The organism is Vreelandella hamiltonii, assembly GCF_014651775.1.
In the GTDB taxonomy this organism is placed as follows: Bacteria; Pseudomonadota; Gammaproteobacteria; order Pseudomonadales; family Halomonadaceae; genus Vreelandella; species Vreelandella hamiltonii.
On sequence record NZ_BMXN01000010.1, the window covers coordinates 14,858 to 31,040 of the forward strand.

15 protein-coding genes and 1 pseudogene are annotated in these 16,183 nt (G+C 54.6%); 3 read left to right on the plus strand and 13 right to left on the minus strand.

Going from position 1 to position 16,183, the window contains the following annotated elements:
- Positions 1-10: 10 nt before the first annotated feature.
- On the minus strand, positions 11-832 hold the full coding sequence (locus IE091_RS10120; RefSeq protein ID WP_096921897.1) for a 3-oxoadipate:acetyl-CoA acetyltransferase: 822 nt from the start codon (positions 830-832) through the stop codon (positions 11-13).
- A gap of 111 nt (positions 833-943) precedes the next feature.
- On the minus strand, positions 944-2,446 hold the full coding sequence (locus IE091_RS10125) for an SLC13 family permease (protein WP_189463590.1): 1,503 nt from the start codon (positions 2,444-2,446) through the stop codon (positions 944-946).
- Between the two features lie 462 nt (positions 2,447-2,908).
- Between IE091_RS10125 and IE091_RS10130 the strand changes: the two are divergent.
- Positions 2,909-3,898 (plus strand): annotated as a pseudogene (locus IE091_RS10130) (IS481 family transposase).
- 53 nt (positions 3,899-3,951) lie between these two features.
- Here the strand turns inward: IE091_RS10130 and IE091_RS10135 are convergent.
- On the minus strand, positions 3,952-4,428 hold the full coding sequence (locus IE091_RS10135; RefSeq protein ID WP_096921895.1) for a MarR family winged helix-turn-helix transcriptional regulator: 477 nt from the start codon (positions 4,426-4,428) through the stop codon (positions 3,952-3,954).
- Between the two features lie 222 nt (positions 4,429-4,650).
- Between IE091_RS10135 and IE091_RS10140 the strand changes: the two genes are divergently transcribed.
- On the plus strand, positions 4,651-5,667 hold the full coding sequence (locus IE091_RS10140) for an AraC family transcriptional regulator (RefSeq protein ID WP_096921894.1): 1,017 nt from the start codon (positions 4,651-4,653) through the stop codon (positions 5,665-5,667).
- Between the two features lie 23 nt (positions 5,668-5,690).
- Here IE091_RS10140 and IE091_RS10145 read toward each other — a convergent pair whose 3' ends face one another.
- The 4 genes from IE091_RS10145 to IE091_RS10160 all read right to left on the minus strand — a co-directional run bounded on the left by IE091_RS10145 (position 5,691) and on the right by IE091_RS10160 (position 9,958).
- On the minus strand, positions 5,691-6,755 hold the full coding sequence (locus tag IE091_RS10145) for a TRAP transporter substrate-binding protein (RefSeq protein WP_229800810.1): 1,065 nt from the start codon (positions 6,753-6,755) through the stop codon (positions 5,691-5,693).
- 71 nt (positions 6,756-6,826) lie between these two features.
- Positions 6,827-7,801 carry a 3-hydroxybutyryl-CoA dehydrogenase gene (locus tag IE091_RS10150; RefSeq protein ID WP_096921893.1) on the minus strand — a complete coding sequence of 325 codons (975 nt, stop codon included), beginning with the start codon at positions 7,799-7,801 and terminating at the stop codon, positions 6,827-6,829.
- Between the two features lie 24 nt (positions 7,802-7,825).
- Positions 7,826-8,932, minus strand: a complete 1,107-nt coding sequence (locus IE091_RS10155) for an NAD/NADP-dependent octopine/nopaline dehydrogenase family protein (RefSeq protein ID WP_096921892.1) — start codon at positions 8,930-8,932, stop codon at positions 7,826-7,828.
- 172 nt (positions 8,933-9,104) lie between these two features.
- A protein-coding gene (locus IE091_RS10160; RefSeq protein WP_087110723.1) for an IS5 family transposase occupies positions 9,105-9,958 on the minus strand; the annotation gives its coding sequence in 2 pieces (ribosomal slippage) (positions 9,105-9,602 and positions 9,605-9,958; 852 coding nt in all).
- Between the two features lie 391 nt (positions 9,959-10,349).
- Here IE091_RS10160 and IE091_RS10165 point away from each other — a divergent pair.
- Positions 10,350-11,399 (plus strand): TRAP transporter substrate-binding protein, encoded by a 1,050-nt coding sequence (locus tag IE091_RS10165; RefSeq protein ID WP_229800811.1) that lies wholly within the window; start codon positions 10,350-10,352, stop codon positions 11,397-11,399.
- An 84-nt stretch (positions 11,400-11,483) separates the two neighbouring features.
- Here the strand turns inward: IE091_RS10165 and IE091_RS10170 are convergent, their stop codons facing one another.
- From IE091_RS10170 to IE091_RS10195, 6 genes are read right to left on the minus strand one after another with little or no spacing between them, the layout of a single operon-like run.
- Positions 11,484-12,266 carry a class II aldolase/adducin family protein gene (locus tag IE091_RS10170; RefSeq protein WP_096921891.1) on the minus strand — a complete coding sequence of 261 codons (783 nt, stop codon included), beginning with the start codon at positions 12,264-12,266 and terminating at the stop codon, positions 11,484-11,486.
- Positions 12,267-13,307: a ketopantoate reductase family protein gene (locus tag IE091_RS10175; protein WP_096921890.1), complete on the minus strand. Its 1,041-nt coding sequence runs from the start codon at positions 13,305-13,307 to the stop codon at positions 12,267-12,269.
- An 11-nt stretch (positions 13,308-13,318) separates the two neighbouring features.
- A complete protein-coding gene (locus IE091_RS10180; RefSeq protein WP_096921889.1) occupies positions 13,319-13,885 on the minus strand; it encodes a nuclear transport factor 2 family protein in 567 nt (188 codons plus the stop codon).
- Positions 13,886-13,910: 25 nt separating this feature from the next.
- Positions 13,911-14,864 (minus strand): flavin reductase, encoded by a 954-nt coding sequence (locus tag IE091_RS10185; protein ID WP_096921888.1) that lies wholly within the window; start codon positions 14,862-14,864, stop codon positions 13,911-13,913.
- 36 nt (positions 14,865-14,900) lie between these two features.
- Positions 14,901-15,092 carry a 2-hydroxymuconate tautomerase gene (locus IE091_RS10190; protein WP_088700097.1) on the minus strand — a complete coding sequence of 64 codons (192 nt, stop codon included), beginning with the start codon at positions 15,090-15,092 and terminating at the stop codon, positions 14,901-14,903.
- Between the two features lie 43 nt (positions 15,093-15,135).
- Positions 15,136-16,164, minus strand: a complete 1,029-nt coding sequence (locus IE091_RS10195) for a TRAP transporter substrate-binding protein (RefSeq protein ID WP_096921887.1) — start codon at positions 16,162-16,164, stop codon at positions 15,136-15,138.
- Positions 16,165-16,183 lie beyond the last annotated feature (19 nt).

Consider the following 16,183-nt stretch of genomic DNA (forward strand, 5'->3'; position numbering starts at 1 on the left):
TTTTTTATCGTTATAGCCCGAGCATCTCACGCGCTTGCTGCCAGGTGGCCACTGGGCGCTGATACTTTTCGCAAAGGGCTACGGTGCGCTCGACCAAGGCCGCGTTGGAGGGCGCCAAGGTGTCACTATCCAAGCGCACGTTATCTTCGAGCCCCGTACGGGTATGGCCGCCAGCCGCAATCGACCACTCGTTGAGTAGGTATTGGTTGGCTCCAATGCCTGCACCGCACCACTGCGCATCCGGCGCCAGCTGCTTGAGCGTCTCGATGTAGAAATCGAAGGTGGGCTTGTCCGCTGGCATCGCATTTTTCACGCCCATGACAAACTGCACATAGAGCGGCGTCTTTAGCTTGCCTTGCTGGGAAAGACTCACTGCCTGGTGGATATGCGACAGGTCGAACGCTTCGATTTCAGGCTTGACGCCGTACTTGATCATCTCATCGGCCAGCCACTCCACCAGTTGGGGCGGATTCTCGTAGACACGGTTGGGAAAGTTATTGGAACCCACCGAGAGACTTGCCATATCAGGCTTGAGCGGCAGCATGCCGCCGCGTGCTTCCCCAGCCCCCGAGCGCCCACCAGTAGAGAGCTGAATAATCATTCCTGGGCAGTGCTTCTTGAGCCCTTCCATCAGGCGGCCAAACTTTTCTGGGTCAGATGAGGGGGTTTGGTCATCGTTGCGCACATGGCAGTGGGCAATGGTCGCCCCTGCTTCGAACGCTGCCTGGGTGCTCTCAACCTGCTCCTCGACCGTAATCGGTACGGCTGGGTTGTTCTCTTTGCGTGGCAGGCTGCCGGTAATGGCGACACAGATAATACAGGGCTGGGACATGGGAGCCTCTTTGTTCTTATTGCGAACATAAATTTGAATAACGAACACCCTAGGCCGTCTATCTGGAATCGTCAAATCGGCAGGGCGACCAACGACATCGAGTGTCACGGGTTAGAAAGAGACATCGAAGACCAACGGTACGATGGTGTAGAGCGCCACCATGATCACCAGCAGGCCGATGACATTGAGCCAGACACCTGCTCGAATCATGCTTTGGATAGGCAGATCTCCCGTGGCGAACGCCACGGCGTTGGAAGGCGTTGCGACCGGCAGCATGAAGGCACAGCTCACGGCAAAGGTGACCACGATGGTCATCAGGAAGGATTCGATACCCAGCCCCACGGCAATCGATCCCATGATCGGGAAGAAGGCCGCCGCCGTCGCCGTGTTACTGGTGAGTTCGGTCAATAGAATGATGACGATAGCCGTGATGGCGAGAATCAGGATCGGCGGTAACCCCGATAATCCCGAGACGCTTTCGCCCACCCAGGCACTTAAGCCAGTGGCGGTGAACTGGGCTGAGAGCGTTAGGCCACCGCCAAACAAAATCAGGACTCCCCAGGGCACGTCCCGGGTGGCCGACCAATCCAGCAATGCCCCTTTTCCCTTAGAAGCGGGAATCACGAACATCAGAATCGCCGCGAGGATCGCCACACTGGTGTCGTTGATATTGGAGAGCCAGGGTAAGACGTTCTGCACCGACGAGATTCGCGCTATCAAGGGTAAACATACCCAGCAGAACACGGCCCCGCCAAACACCATCAGTACGCGCGCCTCTTCAGGCGATAGGCGACCCATCCTTTCGAGCTCCGACGCGATCATCGCTCGACCGCCCTGAATGTTCTCGACTTCCGAGCGGAACACCAGCTTGTTCAGAACGAACCAAGCCAGCACTAGCATGGTGAATGAGAATGGCACTCCCACCAGCATCCAGTGGCCAAACCCGATACTCAGCCCGTGGGTATCTGCCATGTACGCGCGCATTAGCGCCATCGGCGGCTGGCCAATCAATGTCGCCATGGAGCCGATGGTGATGGCGTAGGCAATCCCCAGTAAAACAGCGGCGGAGAACTTGGGCGTGTCATCACCGTTACCCAGTGACGCCACCAGCGCGATGATCGAGCCGCCGATAGGTACCATAATGACGGCGGTGGCGGTATTGCTCACCCACATGGTGATAAACCAGCTAGCGAACATCAAACCGAAGACAATTTGCGCAGGCTTGGTTCCCACGGTGAGCACCGTCAGTAGCGCAAAGCGGCGATGTAAATTCCAGCGCTGCGTTGCCAAGCCCAGCAGTACGCCACCCAAGACGAGAAAGACGATGCTATGGGCATAGGGCGCAGCGGTCACACCGACCGACGCAATATCGAAAAAGGGGAACAGTACGAGCGGAAGCAGCGATGTCGCCGGAATGGGAATCGCCTCTGTCATCCACCAGGTGGCCATCAGCATTGCAATGCCAGCGACGAGACGCGCATTGAAGGCCAGCGTTTCGGGCAAAAGGAAGAAAACTCCCAAACTTACTAGAACGCCCAGAACAAGAAACATCGGCTTTAAAGCCGAGGCTTCAGTAGAGGGCACTGGCTCAACGGCCCCAGTGGAGTGCGACATGGCAATGACCTGCATGAAATAACGTGCAGATCAGTGTCACGACGGACGCGCAATGCCGCCAATACCTCTCAGGTTGTTGTGCATACCCGGACAAGCCGCACCGCCCAAGCACACACCCTCCCTACATAATAGAAACGATGAATCGAGCTTCCAGGGGCTATGCACTCCCCATCTTTTTGGGAGAAGGCTGCCGACACCTCGTATTTTTGCTCATCCGTGCGACGTATGGCTTACGACTAATGGATGGGCTACTGCGAGAAATGTGGCAAGTTCACGACTCGCGTGACGTGACAGCAAAAGCGGTAAGCGAAATATTGAACAAGAAAGAGTTATTCATCAGGAAGGACCCGGGCTCTAAGGTAGATCATAGGTGTAGGGTTCCGGATGATCAAATCGCCTATAGGAGTTATCCTCTGCTAGCCGCCAGGGAGCTTCTTCAGCAATTCATCCGGGAACAGGTTCATGAACATCAAGCTGCATAAACAAGCGACGACGACACCGAAGATCCGTGCCGAGATTTAGGCAGCGCCTTCCAGCATCACGGATAGCGAACTGGCCCGGCAGTATGGTGTCGCTACTGCGACCATCCGGCGATGGCGTTACCGCGACGATGTCCATGACCGACCGCATACCCGTCACAACCTCCTGGCCACGCTCACAGCTGAGCAGGAGGAGGTGCTGATCACGGCTCGTGAGTTCCTGCGCCTCGGCTTGGATGACCTTCTCGTCGTGGCGCGTGAGTTCCTGAGCCCAGGCTTGTCGCGCTCTGCCTTGCATCGCATGCTCAAGCGGCGTGAAGTGCCGACGTTGGCGGAACTGGCGCGGCAGGATGCCGGTGGCGACGAGAAGCCCCGGCACAAGCCCTTCAAGGACTATGAGCCGGGCTACGTGCATATCGACATTAAGCACCTGCCTCAAATGCCCGACGAGGAGCAGAAGCGCTACTTGTACGTTGCCATCGACCGTGCGACACGCTGGGTCTACCTGGAGGTCCGAGGCAGCCAGTCCGCGAAGGATGCTCGGGCGTTTATGCATCAGGTGGAGAAAAAGGTGCCCTTCAAGATTCAGACGGTGCTGACCGACAACGGCAAGTCGTTCACGGATCGCTTCACGCGGGCAGGTGAGCGCAAGCCCAGCGGGCGCCATCCCTTCGATCAGGAGTGCCTGGCCCACGGGATTGAGCACCGCCTGATCAAGCCGGGAAGGCCGCAAACGAATGGGATGGTGGAGCGCTTCAACGGCCGTATCAGCGACGTGCTGGCGACCCGGCGCTATACCTCAGGCGAAGACCTCGAGCAGACGCTTAAGCGATACTGCTGGCTGTACAATCACCACATACCGCAGAAAGCGCTGCATCATCAATCGCCGATCACGGCGATGAAGGAATGGCAGGCCAAGCGGCCTGAGTTATTTACCAAACGGGTGGTCAATCACACGGGACCCGACACATAGGGAAAATATAAGTACTTGGCCGCGATGACTTAATTCCAGCGTCCCTCAAGAGCCTACAGCGCGTTTAAGTTATGAAACATTCTACTTAAGCACTGGTTGATATAAACAATGTCCTGTTTGCTGAAATCGGCAAAGGCTTTCTCCACCAGACGGCTAGTCACTTGCCGAGCAATACCCAACTTCGCCTCACCCGCCTCGGTAAGCTCTACTTCGGTGACGCGACCATCCTGCGGGCTGGCTTCTGTTTTAAGCAAACCTGACTCTTGCATTCTGTATACAATTTTGGTGATAGTTGACAATTTCGCAACAGCGTGTACTGATATATCAGACATGCTCATGCGCCCATGTTCATGTAAGATCATAAGAATGCGCCACTTAGACGAACTGAGCCCATGTGGTTTCAATAGGGTATCGACATCAGCGCTGTATTTCGCATTCAGCCTCGCGACCCAATAAAAAGGAAAATCACGCGAGCGAAACTCATCGGCAAGAGGAAAAAAGGAAGACGATAACTCATCCTTGTCGACCATAAAAAGCACGCCATCCAAAAAAATAGTGGATTATTCTAGCATATATCCCCACGAGTGTAATCGCCGGGAGCCTCGAGGGAAGGGATGGAGATGGAGATGGAGATGGAGATGGAGATAGGGATGAAAATAGGGATAGAGCGTGCCCTCGACTGGCCCAGCCGACACAGCTTCGGCTTCACACCCCATAAACATCGCTTGCTTGGTGCATTGTTGAGGTGAACCATGGGTACAACACCGTTTCTGCTGCAGAAGCACGCTATTGTGCGTACCGATTCACAAGAACTCATTCGTGAGCATGTCGCCCACTACCTCTGTCCTCACCGGATGCGTTTATTTGACGGCCCGCGACTTGCCTCACGTCTGAGCGCCGTCAACTTCGACCAATTGGCCATCATCGAACTGCAATATGGTGCTAATGTCGAAATTGACCCTGTCGAAGCGTCAAACGTTTACCTTTTTCGCATCACGCTCGAAGGTCAGGGAACCATCGTGTACGCTGACCGCCAGGTCAGTATGGTTCAGGGAGGTGTCACCGTCACATCACCCTGTCAGGGCGCTCTCATTCAAACCTCTCCGAACTGTCACAACATCATCGTGCGCGTTCCGCGCCACCGTTTGGAGCAACGCTTGTCGTGTCGGCTTGAGCAACGTATCGATCTTCCAATCCTCTTTGACCACTACTTTCCCGAGCATTACCCCGGCACGGTGTTTCTTCTCAATACCATCAAGTATTTTGCCCGTATCACCGACTCGCTTCACCCGCAAAATGCGCCGCACCAGCAGATCAAACTGATGGAAGAGTACTTATATGACAGCCTTTTAGGTCTGTTCATGAACAACTACACTCAACGGTTGAGTGGTCATCCCTCGCCTCTTCCACACTATGTCAAAGCGGCCAAAACTCACATAGAGCAGCACCTCAAGCAGGGTATCGAGCTGAATACTCTGGCTGCCTTGGTGGGAGTATCAAAGCGCACACTGCAGTATGGCTTCCAGGAATTTATGGGGCTTTCACCCAAAGCCTATTTTACGCAGCAACGCATTAAAAGCGTGCACCAGGCACTGCTGGATGCCCCTCGCGGTTACCGCGTTACCGACGTCATCATGCAGCATGGCATCAACAGCCCTGGCCACTTCTCCGCACAGTACAGGGAGGTCTATGGGGTGACCCCGGTGCAAACGCTACAGTCAAACCGCGCGCATACGACGGGTAACGCATTGGCCAACGCCTTTCCATAAACCGACGGTCGGCGCTGCTCCTGCTATTCAGCCGCGGTACGGTACTCTTCGATCAGCTCATGCATTCGTTCTGCAAAGGCGTACGCAGGCAGGCCCTGCTGTTCGGCCTCCGACAGAATGGTCTCATTGACCGGTGCCAGCTGGTCATCCCAACGGCTAGCCTCATCATCGGCAAGCGCTATTACTTCAACCCCCTCCTCCTGCTGCGCCCACTCGAGTGAACGCTGTATATGCTCATCGAGATAGTGACCGGTGAAGGTTGCCATCTCCGGTGCCAACTCCTCGATCACCGCCTGAATATCCGCAGGGAGGGCCTCCCACTTCTCTCGCGACATCAGCGCTACAAAAATGGTGTTAGTTAAGGGGTAGTCGGTCACGTACTTAGCCAAACGTGCGAACTGCATATCCATTAGCACTTCGCGAGAAGCTGCATACCCATCAATAATGCCGGACTGAAGTGCCTCTCCTGCATCGGCCTGGGACATGCCTACTGCTGTTACCCCCAGTGCATCCAGCGCTCTGGAGTTATCGCCGGAAATTCTGATTTCCAGCCCCTCCAGGTCTTCCAGTCGACGAATCGGCTCAATGGTCTGGAAATAGGCAGGCTCGGAGGTAAAGGCCGTGATGACCTTGAACTCTTCGAGTTCGGGCATCTGCTCACCAAACTCTTGAATCAGTTGGTACGTCATGCGGCTGGCTATTTCTGAATTGACGTCCTGGCCGGTCAGGCTTCCGGCCAAGTTGATCAGGGGAAAACGGCCCGGTTCGTAAGAGGTGGCGGAAAGCCCTATATCCGCAACACCATTCAGCACCCCATCGTACATGTTGCTAGCTGTGAGTAAGGAGCCCCCGGGGAAGAGATTGACCTCGACACGCCCACCGGTACGTTCATTGAGCTCGTCCGCCCAGTGATCCATCTGAACGGCAGGAAAGCTCTGCGCTGGAGCAAAAAAAGCGTAGCTGAGGGTAATCACTTGGGACTCGTCGCTAGGCTCATCGACTACTTCCTCCTGCGCATCGCTACACCCCACCAACGCCATTACAGCTATTAGTGCTGTTAACGCTCCCACCTGCGTACTCGTTTTCATTATGACGATCCTCGGAAAAGGCCTACGGAAACAGCATGGTTTCCAATAGGCGCTTTATAGGCTGTGAAGGGTTAAGAACGCGCGACTGTCGGCATCAGATCAAGCAGCTCAAGACGCTTTAGAAAGGCGTCGGAGCGCTGCCTTCGGTAGTTCGACAGGTCGACCCCTGAGTAGTCGAAGAAGCCCACGCCATCTTGGAATCCTCGACGCTTCTCTTGCATATTCCGGGTAATAACCTCAGGTGACTTGAAGCGGTTATCCAGCTTGTCGCACAGGTAGTTGGAGGCGTAGAAAAGCGTATCGCCACCGCCCCAATCGATAAACTCCAGCACTCCCAGCACCGAATAGCGCAACCCCAGCCCAACCCGAATGGCCACATCGATATCCTCGGCGCTTGCAACGCCCTCCTCGACCATACGCGCGGCTTCATTCATGAGCAGCACCTGCAGACGGGGAATGATGTAGCCCGGCGCCGCCTCGCACAGCACCGGTACTTTTCCAATCCCTTTAAGCACCGTGAACAGCGCATCGACATAGCGCTGCTCGGTACCCTTGCCCCGACTTACTTCCACTAAGGGCATCAAATGGGCAGGATTAAGCCAGTGGGCGTTCATAAAACGGGCTGGATGGCTCACCATGCAAGCGAGTTCGGTGACCAGAAAAGTGGACGTCGTAGAAGCGATAACAGCCTCTTTATCCAAATGTCGGCTTGCCCAGGCCAGCCCTTGCTGCTTAATTTCTCTGACTTCAGGCAGCGCCTCGAAAGCCAAACGGCTTCCCGCCACCATCTGCACCTGCTGGTCATCCACGATACGAAGTTGCTTCACCATTGAAGCGATCTGCTCTTCCTGAATGAGCCGCTTCTCCTGAAGATACTTAAGCTCCGTCACTAGTCGACTGCGAGCCTGCTCATAATAGTGCTGACGGTCTTCAGGGCTGCGCGACTTAAAGTCGATCAGCACGACCTCCTTCCCAGCCAGAATAAATGAGAGGGCAATACCTTCCCCCATTCTTCCGGCCCCCAAGACGATAATGTTGTCCTGCATGATGCGCTCCCCTCTACCGGTAGGTCAGGCCTGAATACCGTACGTCAATAAAGAGCGCATCTGCGCCTGGGATAGCGAATCCAGTCCCAGCATTTCCAGCGTTCGGCCTTGGGCGTAGAGATCTTGGCCGGTGATCGCCGAAGCAATGCTCAACAGCCCCTCCGCCACTGGCGTGGGCTGCCCCGCCCAGCGGCCAACCGATACGATGAAGGAGAGCCCCATTCGGGTGTCCTCCAGCATGTAACGATGGCTATGAAGGTCGATGTTCTCTCGCCAGTCGCCACTATCGGTCAGTTTGCCGTGGGCGCCACGACCATACATCCACTCCTCGCCTTCGGCGGCGTAGTGGTTGGCAAGAGGAAAATGGGAGGGCTTGTAACCCAACTTTTCACGCACCGCGATACGCTCATTATCTAGCGCGGTGGTCACGCTGCGGATAGAGGGCTGGGTTCCTTCGTTATGAATATCCCAGGCATCAAAATGCTCCAGTGGCCCCGCATTCATCATAATTAAAGGCGGGTGGATAATAGGGCCAGCGTTCATTAAGGCGCCACTGAGTCCATCCTCGATGGGTTCAACGCTGGGGTAGGCCTCTCGCAGCACAGAGAAGGCGTGTGCTGACAGTTCGCTGGGAAATACGCCGGTAGGGAGACGGGTTGCATAAACACTGATGACGACCTTATTAGCACCGTGCTTACGCGCCAAATAGGGCAGCGTTCCCGTTTCACAGAAGGCCACTTGGCTGTCGTTACCCGCTTTTCGCATCGCTCGGTGGAACAGGTAGCTGCCGAATGTACCTGGGGGCAGAAAGACCACCTGATCATCCCGTAGTAACGGCCCCAGTTGGTCGGCTAGAGAGTCATGGGAGGTGGCGGGTAACGGCACAATCAGCAGCTCCGCCTGTTGCGTCGCCTCCGCCAGACTATCTGTTAGAGATAATTGATCCTTGTGAGTACCAATCTGAATACGCCGTTCTCCTTGCGCATCCTTCACATCCAAATAGCCCAATTGACGCAACTCTTGCAGAGCATTGCCATCCCGACGCCACAATGTCACGTCGAAACCTTTCTCTACCATCTCAATGGCTGCGGCATAGCAGCCATGTCCACCGCCAATAACGCTAACTTTCATGTTTATCTCCGTTTCTTGTTAAGACTTTCAGGGTCGTTAAACGGTATAGCCATCGGGTGACTGACGGATATCCACAATGCGCAACCGATATTCAAAAAACGCAACTAATAGTGACTCGCAGGGAGAAGACATCTATCGATAAAGCCTCGTCCTTGGACGGCGGTGAGCGTGATTAGGCTTTGTACGAAAAGTTGGCTCGCAAGCAACGCTCTATGCAGGCTACGCATACCATCGCTCTGAAACTGCTCGCTAATTTTTCGTAGCGCGTTGCAAATCGACGTAACTCTTTAAGCCATCCAAAGCAGCGTTCTACCGCGTTTCTCTGGCGGTATCTGTGCTGATCAAAACGCCTCGGCAAACCAGGGCGTGTCTTGCGATGCATTTGACGTTGCGCAATAACGGGTTTTATACCGTGCCTGTCACAGTAACGGCGCAGTTCATCACTGTCATATCCTTTATCAGCGACCACGTAGCGGCTACGTTTGCGAGGCCTTCCAACACGGCCTGGTAGATAAACACTCTCCAGCGTCGAGATGAAATGTCGAGAATCAGCCTGCTGTCCTGGAGACAGGGTAAATGCCAGCGGCCAACCATGGGAATCACATACCAGGTGGATTTTTGTCGTTAAACCACCACGACTACGCCCCAATGCGTGATCTACCGGTTCTTCTGAGCCCCCTTTTTGCCGCCTCCTGCGGCAGCGCGGGTGGCACGTATCGAGGTCGAATCAATCATCCACGTATCCAGATCCATCAGTCCATCTTCACGCAGCCTGAGCTGTAAGCGAGAAAGGATAGCTTCAAACGTGCCATCATCCCGCCATTTTCGAAAGCGCTCATAGGCAGTTGACCAGGGACCATACCGCTCGGGTAGATCTCGCCATTTGGCACCAGAACAGAGCACCCAGAAAATACCATTGAGGACCTGCCGGTCATCCCGCCGGGGCCTGCCCATCACCTGAGTTGGCGACACAATATCTGTAATCTGCGCCCAGTTCTCATTGGATATCTCGTACCGGCCAACCATAATTCATTTCCCCCTATGCTTCTATTGCATGGGAAAACTTAGCAGATATCACTTTTCGTACAAAACCTAGCTACTATCCGTGACATCGAACTGATGAAGGAGTGAGTGTGAGTGCACCACTGTATGCCCTTTGTTCACCAAGGTGCGCACGAGTGGTGCTTTGCTAGTAAGAAGAGACGAAATGCGTGCTTGTCCCGACACACATAGCCACCCTCGCCTCTCTTTAAGTAAATAATTATTTAGGTTTTTCACACCACTGGAACTCAACTTGCACAGTATTGGAATGAGGGTTATTAAATTAACAACTTACTTTACTTTACATGTGATGTTGAATGTTTGTGCATTCCTTAATAACCGGCATTCAACGAACAACAAAGAGAGGATGTTCCCCATGGCGATCAACATGCACAAAAAACACGCGCTTTTGCAGCACCGATCCTCACTACTGCGTTTAAGCAGTTTCGTGGCGGGTGTGATGCTAAGTTCAGCGACCCTGGCTAGTGATATCAGCCTCAATTACGCTTTCTTTGCTCCCGCTCAAACGTTTCCCGGTGTACAGATGCAGTTCTGGGCCGATGAACTTGAAAAACGCACTGAGGGCAAGGTCACCGTCAACACCTTTCCAGGTGGCACCCTGCTCACCGCCAGCAACATGCTGGATGGCGTACTCAATGGCGTCGCCGATATTGGCCTTACGACAACCTCCTACGAGCCTGCACGCTTTCCGTTACTGAACCTGATGGGTGATTTCAGCGGTATCGATGTTAACTCTGAAGTGGCAAGCCAAGTTGCCTACCAATTGGTACGCGATTTTCCCCAGGAGCAGTTCGGTCTTGAGGATTTCAAAGTGATTACTGTGTTTACCTCCGAACCGGGGTATCTCCAGACGCGAGAACAGGTGAGCACACTTGAGGATCTATCCGGCCTGGAAATTCGTGTGCCGGGCGAGTCCGACACTCTGCGCACACTCGGGGCCGTGCCGATTGGCATGTCTCAAGCTGAAACCGGCGAAGCGCTCCAGGCCGGTATTGTTCAAGGAGTAGCTTCCTCCCGCGAAACCCTGATGGATCTTCAGTATGCCCGCTATCTCGACTACATAGTGGACTACCCCCTATCCAATGTTGTGATGTTGGCAGTCATGAGCCGTCAACGCTGGGAGTCGCTGCCGGAAGATGTCCAACAGGTTATTGATGAGCTAGGCGCTGAAGCCTCTCAGTACGCCGGGCACTATCTTGATAATCATGTTCGCGAAGCCATCACCTGGGCGCAGGATAACCACAACTTGGAGATTGTCACCCTGAGTGAAGAAGAGCAGAAACGCTGGACGGGGCGTATCGAACCGCTAAATGAGCAGCGTATTGAGCAGGTTGCGGCGCAAGGCCTACCGGCAGAGGAGCTTTACGACCGCATGTTGGCGTTAATCGAGCAATACCAGCAGTAACGTGAATAGTCGGTGGGCCGCCCATCGTCAGCCCTGAGGCAAACAGGCAGCCCATCTTCATATCTATTTTAGAAAGGGGGTGGATTAGAAAGGGAGCGGACGTTCGGACTTAAGCTTGCGCACCATGGCAGCAAAGAATTCGTTGGCGAAGCCGCTGTCGCGAATCAGCTCGGCGGTAAGATCTGCACACTTCTGACTAATTGAGGTATCGATTTCCACATCCTCGCCACCCAAAGCCCCTGCTGCGCACTGGTTTTCCGCCGCCCGCTGGACGGTCCACAACAGGAACAGCGCCTTCTCAATCGAGGACTCGCCCACGGCGATCCCATGGTTACGTAGTACCAGAACGTGCTTGTCCCCCAGACTCTCCAACATGCGCTGTTTCTCGTCAGCAAAGAGCGTGATGCCTTCAAAATCGTGGTAGCCCACACGACCATAGAGCTGAGCACCGTAGAAATCGTGGTGGGTGAACCCTTTTTTCTTCTGCACGATGGCCGAGATGGGAACGGTATGGGTATGCAGCAGGCAGTGGATATCCTCTCGCGCCCCGTGTACCGCGCTATGCAGAGCAAAGCCAGCGGGGTTGGCGTTGTAATCAGAGGCCTCAACCTTGTTACCGTCCAGGCCGACCTTCAACAGATTAAGCGGTGTCACTTCCGTGTAGTTGAGACCAAAGGGATTCACCAGATAGTGATTGTCTGAGCCCGGCACTCGGGCTGAGATATGGTTAAAAATGGTCTCCGTCCAGCCAAAGAAATCGACTAGATGGTAGCAGTAGGCGAGCTTAAGGCGTTGCTGCCACTCCTCTTCGCTGCAGCCATCGGGTTTGACCATCGTATCCGGCATAGCTAACGGCTTAATCGTCATTTAACACTTCTCCTTGCCATCGCAGGCATATGGGTGGTGAAGACCGGAGTCTTCGAAGTATCGCGTCAGGTGAAGAATCGACTTGATGGTGGGAACGGGGATACCCTTGCGATCGGCCAGTTCGATCACCCCCTCGACGATCGCCGCAAGTTCGAGGGCTCGTCCCTGCCGATGATCCTGCAGCATGGAGGTACTGACAGCCCCCATGCTCTCGCCCAATTCCACAAGTTGCTGGAGGGTCATCTCGAGCTGACTACCATAGGCTTCTGCCGTCAGACGCGTTTCGCCGAAGAGTTGGCCAACCACCCTCTGTAGTGAAGGATGACTATATAGCTGCGCAAGCGTAGTACCTGTTATCACTGAGAGAGGGTTGGAGGTCAGGTTAGCAGCGATCTTGCTCCATACAGCATCGCGGATACGCTGAGCGTAGCGCGTATCGATGCCAGCGCTTTCCAGCACCTCGATAAGCACTGACAAACGGCTATACGTAAACGTTGAAGGAGTGCCAACCTCCCCCACCACTAGCCTGAGCGGGGTATTCGAGCAAGCGATGCCGGGGGCTTTTAGTTGTGCCGTAATATAGACAACGCATCCTACGATGGCACTGGCAGGTAGACAGTCAACCAGCTTGCCCCCAGGGTCTACGGCTTCTATATGAAACTGCTTAACGGAACGAGGCTCCACGGCATCCATGAGTAACCACCACGGCGTGCCATTCACCATGGGCACCAAGCAGGTATGTTGGCCGAACAGCGGTTTTAATTGTGGTAACAGAGAGGGTAAAGAGTGAGCTTTAGTACACAGCAATACGATGTCTTGCTCACCAAGTTCACTACACTTATCCGAAACAGGGACGTTGGCGGTATGTTGCTCCTGCCCATCGATGAGGCAGACCCCCTGGCGCTTGATGGACGCCAGCGTCTCCCCCCTAGCCAACACGCTGACGCTATACCCCGCCACCGCAAGACGCGCCGCTAGGGTAGTGCCGATAGCGCCAGCACCCACGATAGCAATTCTAGGGGCAGCAATGGAGGCTAACATTAGGCTACTCCTTAGGGTTTCATTAGCACCGACGACGCTGGAAAATCCGTTGCCCACCCCTCTTTCAAGGGGGAAACAAACACATTTTCCGTTCGTGTACGGGTAATTAACCAACGTCCGTCATCCTGCTTTCTGAAGGCGTTATTAAGCCGCGATGAACGCAGCAGCGAGCTACCATCAGAAAAAATCCATGGCTGGCAGTGCACCCACTGCCCAGTCGCTGTACTACCCTCGACGTGAATCTGCTCAGAAGTCAGGTAGTGCACATTGAGGAGTAATTGAGGATCTTTTTTCTGTCCCCAGAAATTCTCGAAGTGGCGTCGAATAGCCGTAGCACCCTCTAGACGTCCAAACTGCCCGTCGTAATACTCACCAACCCCCTCCCAAACCGCATCCTCAGTATAGAGCGCCATGATTTGATTAATGCGCTGCTCATCGTTCTCGATACCGTACTCCGGCATAGGGGTGTCACAAAGAAACATATACCGGGTTTGAATCCGACGGATTTCGGACTCGGCCTCTAGGGTATCGACTCGCTCTATAAGCCGCTGAAACGCGGCTGCAGATACTTCTGTCATACTATTTTCCTCTGGTGATAGGCGATTAACGACTCTTCGCAGTGACGCTCCAGGGGTTCCCTAGCTGCCCAATGACACGCTCCAGCCCCCCTTTCAAGACACCCATCTCCTCCTCACTCACGCCTTCGAATACCTTCTGCTCATGCTCACGCGCCATTTGCAGCAGCTTACGGGCCAGCTCACCGCCGGCATTGGTCAGGGCCAAAGAGACGTGATCATCATGGTCGCGTAACAATCCCCGGCGGGTCAGACCGCTTAGGGTGTCCTTCAGGTCTTCGATGGGCTGCGCGACTCGTTGGGCAATGGTTTCAAGGGGTAGCGCTCCTCGATCGAGCAGCAGGGTCAGCACCCGCCACTCCTTCTCATCCACCCCCATATGTTCAAGACGAGGATAGAAATCCTGACGATAGGCAGACAGTGACTGGCGCAGCAGATACAGAAAGTGGTGCCCCAAAAGCCCCTCTCCCGTCTCGGCCTCCTCTTGAGGAATCGTCATCGGGTGGGGCTCAGGCAGGGCATAGCGCCCATTGTGGAAGACTAAAGCTCCGCGCCCCTCCTGGTAGCCATACTTCAGCACCTCCCCAACGATAATGAAGTGGTCTCCGCCTTCGTACACCTGCCAAGTGCGACACTCAAAATGGGCCACAGCGCCCACTATGCGTGCGCTCCCCCCCACTCCCTCTTCAAGATCGATCCCCTGGAACTTGTTCTCTCCCCGCTGGGCGAAACGGTTGGAGATAGGTACCTGATCACTCCCCAGTACATTGACCAAAAAGTGCTCTGCCTGGCAGTAGGCATCCAGGCTATAAGCGCCCTTATCGATGCTCCACAAAATCAGCGGCGGCGTCATGGAGACGGCATTGAAACTGCTGGCCGTTACGCCATAGTGCTCGCCTTGCGTATCACGGGTAGTGATCACCGTGACGCCGGTTGCGAACTTTCCCAAGGCGTTTCTAAAATCTCTGGTATCAATACTCATCACCTTTCCCTCTTGTACTAGTTATGCAGAGGAGTATCAGCGGCCTAGTTTTTCACCGGTGACACCACCTATCCCATACTCACTTTTCGGTACCTCGCTGATAATCACCCTTACATTCTCTTTAGGTGCACTCAGCGAAGAGACCACAGCATCCGTGACTTCACTGATCAGTGACTCTTTCTGCTGCTGTGTCCGGCCTGACATCATGTAAACGTGAACGGTAGGCATCGCGATCCTCCTTATTCGTATTAGAGCGTTTGGCTCAGGGTGGTTAAAAAGCAGTTAGCTCGCGGTACTCGTCATAGCGCTCGCTAAAGTTTTGATACGACTCAATCACCTCGGCAAAGCCGCTATCACGTTGAGCCTCCTCCTTCAGAACCTCTTGGGTAGCCGACTGCAAGGCGACTAACACCTCGTTTGGAAAGCGCTCAACGGTCACTCCGGCACTGCGAAACTCTTCAAGAGCGGCTGACTGCGCCTGCATATCATGAGCAAACATGCGAATGCTCAGGTCACTACAGGCATTGCGCACGGCCAAGCGCTGACTCTCTGCCAAACCTGCCCAGACGTCAGCGTTGACCAGCAACTCATTGAGGCTGCCGGGCTGATGCCAGCCTGGGAAGTAGTAGTGCTTGGCGACTTCATAGAAACCGGCACTGGTATCGATAGTGGGAAAACTGAGTTCAGCGGCACCAATGCGCCCCGTATCAAGTCCGAGAAACGTCTCACCGGCAGGAATGGAAACCGGTGACACTCCCAAGCGACTAATCACCTCTCCACCCAGACCACTAATACGCATGTTCATGCCACTGAGGTCTTCAACACTGGTGATTTCCTCGGTGAACCATCCGCCCGCTTCAGAGATCATGCTGCCGCAGGGAATCGGCACGACATTGTGGGGTTTGTACAGTGCCTCCCACAGTTCGAGACCGCCGCCACCGTATAGCCAGGACAGGTACTTCGGCACATCGGGGCCAAAGGGAATGCTTTGAAACAGCGCGGCGGCAGGAATCTGGCCCGCCCAGTAGCTGGCGGCCGACCAACCGGCATCTAGGCTGCCGTTACCGACGTTCTCCAGAATTTCGAAGGGGGGCGAAAAGGATCCAGCATCATAAGGAGTGAAGGTCAGCTCCCCGTTGGTCGCGGTGGAGACATCCTCGACAAAGCGATGTATTGAGGTATCGATGACCTCAAGACTGAAGGGAAAAGCGGATTGCAGGGTCAAATTCTGGGCCATCGCGGTGGAGGCGAGTAGCGATGCGCCAGTACCGATAATAGTGCTCTTCAAAGACAACTTCATGGTGTTAACTCCTGTTCTA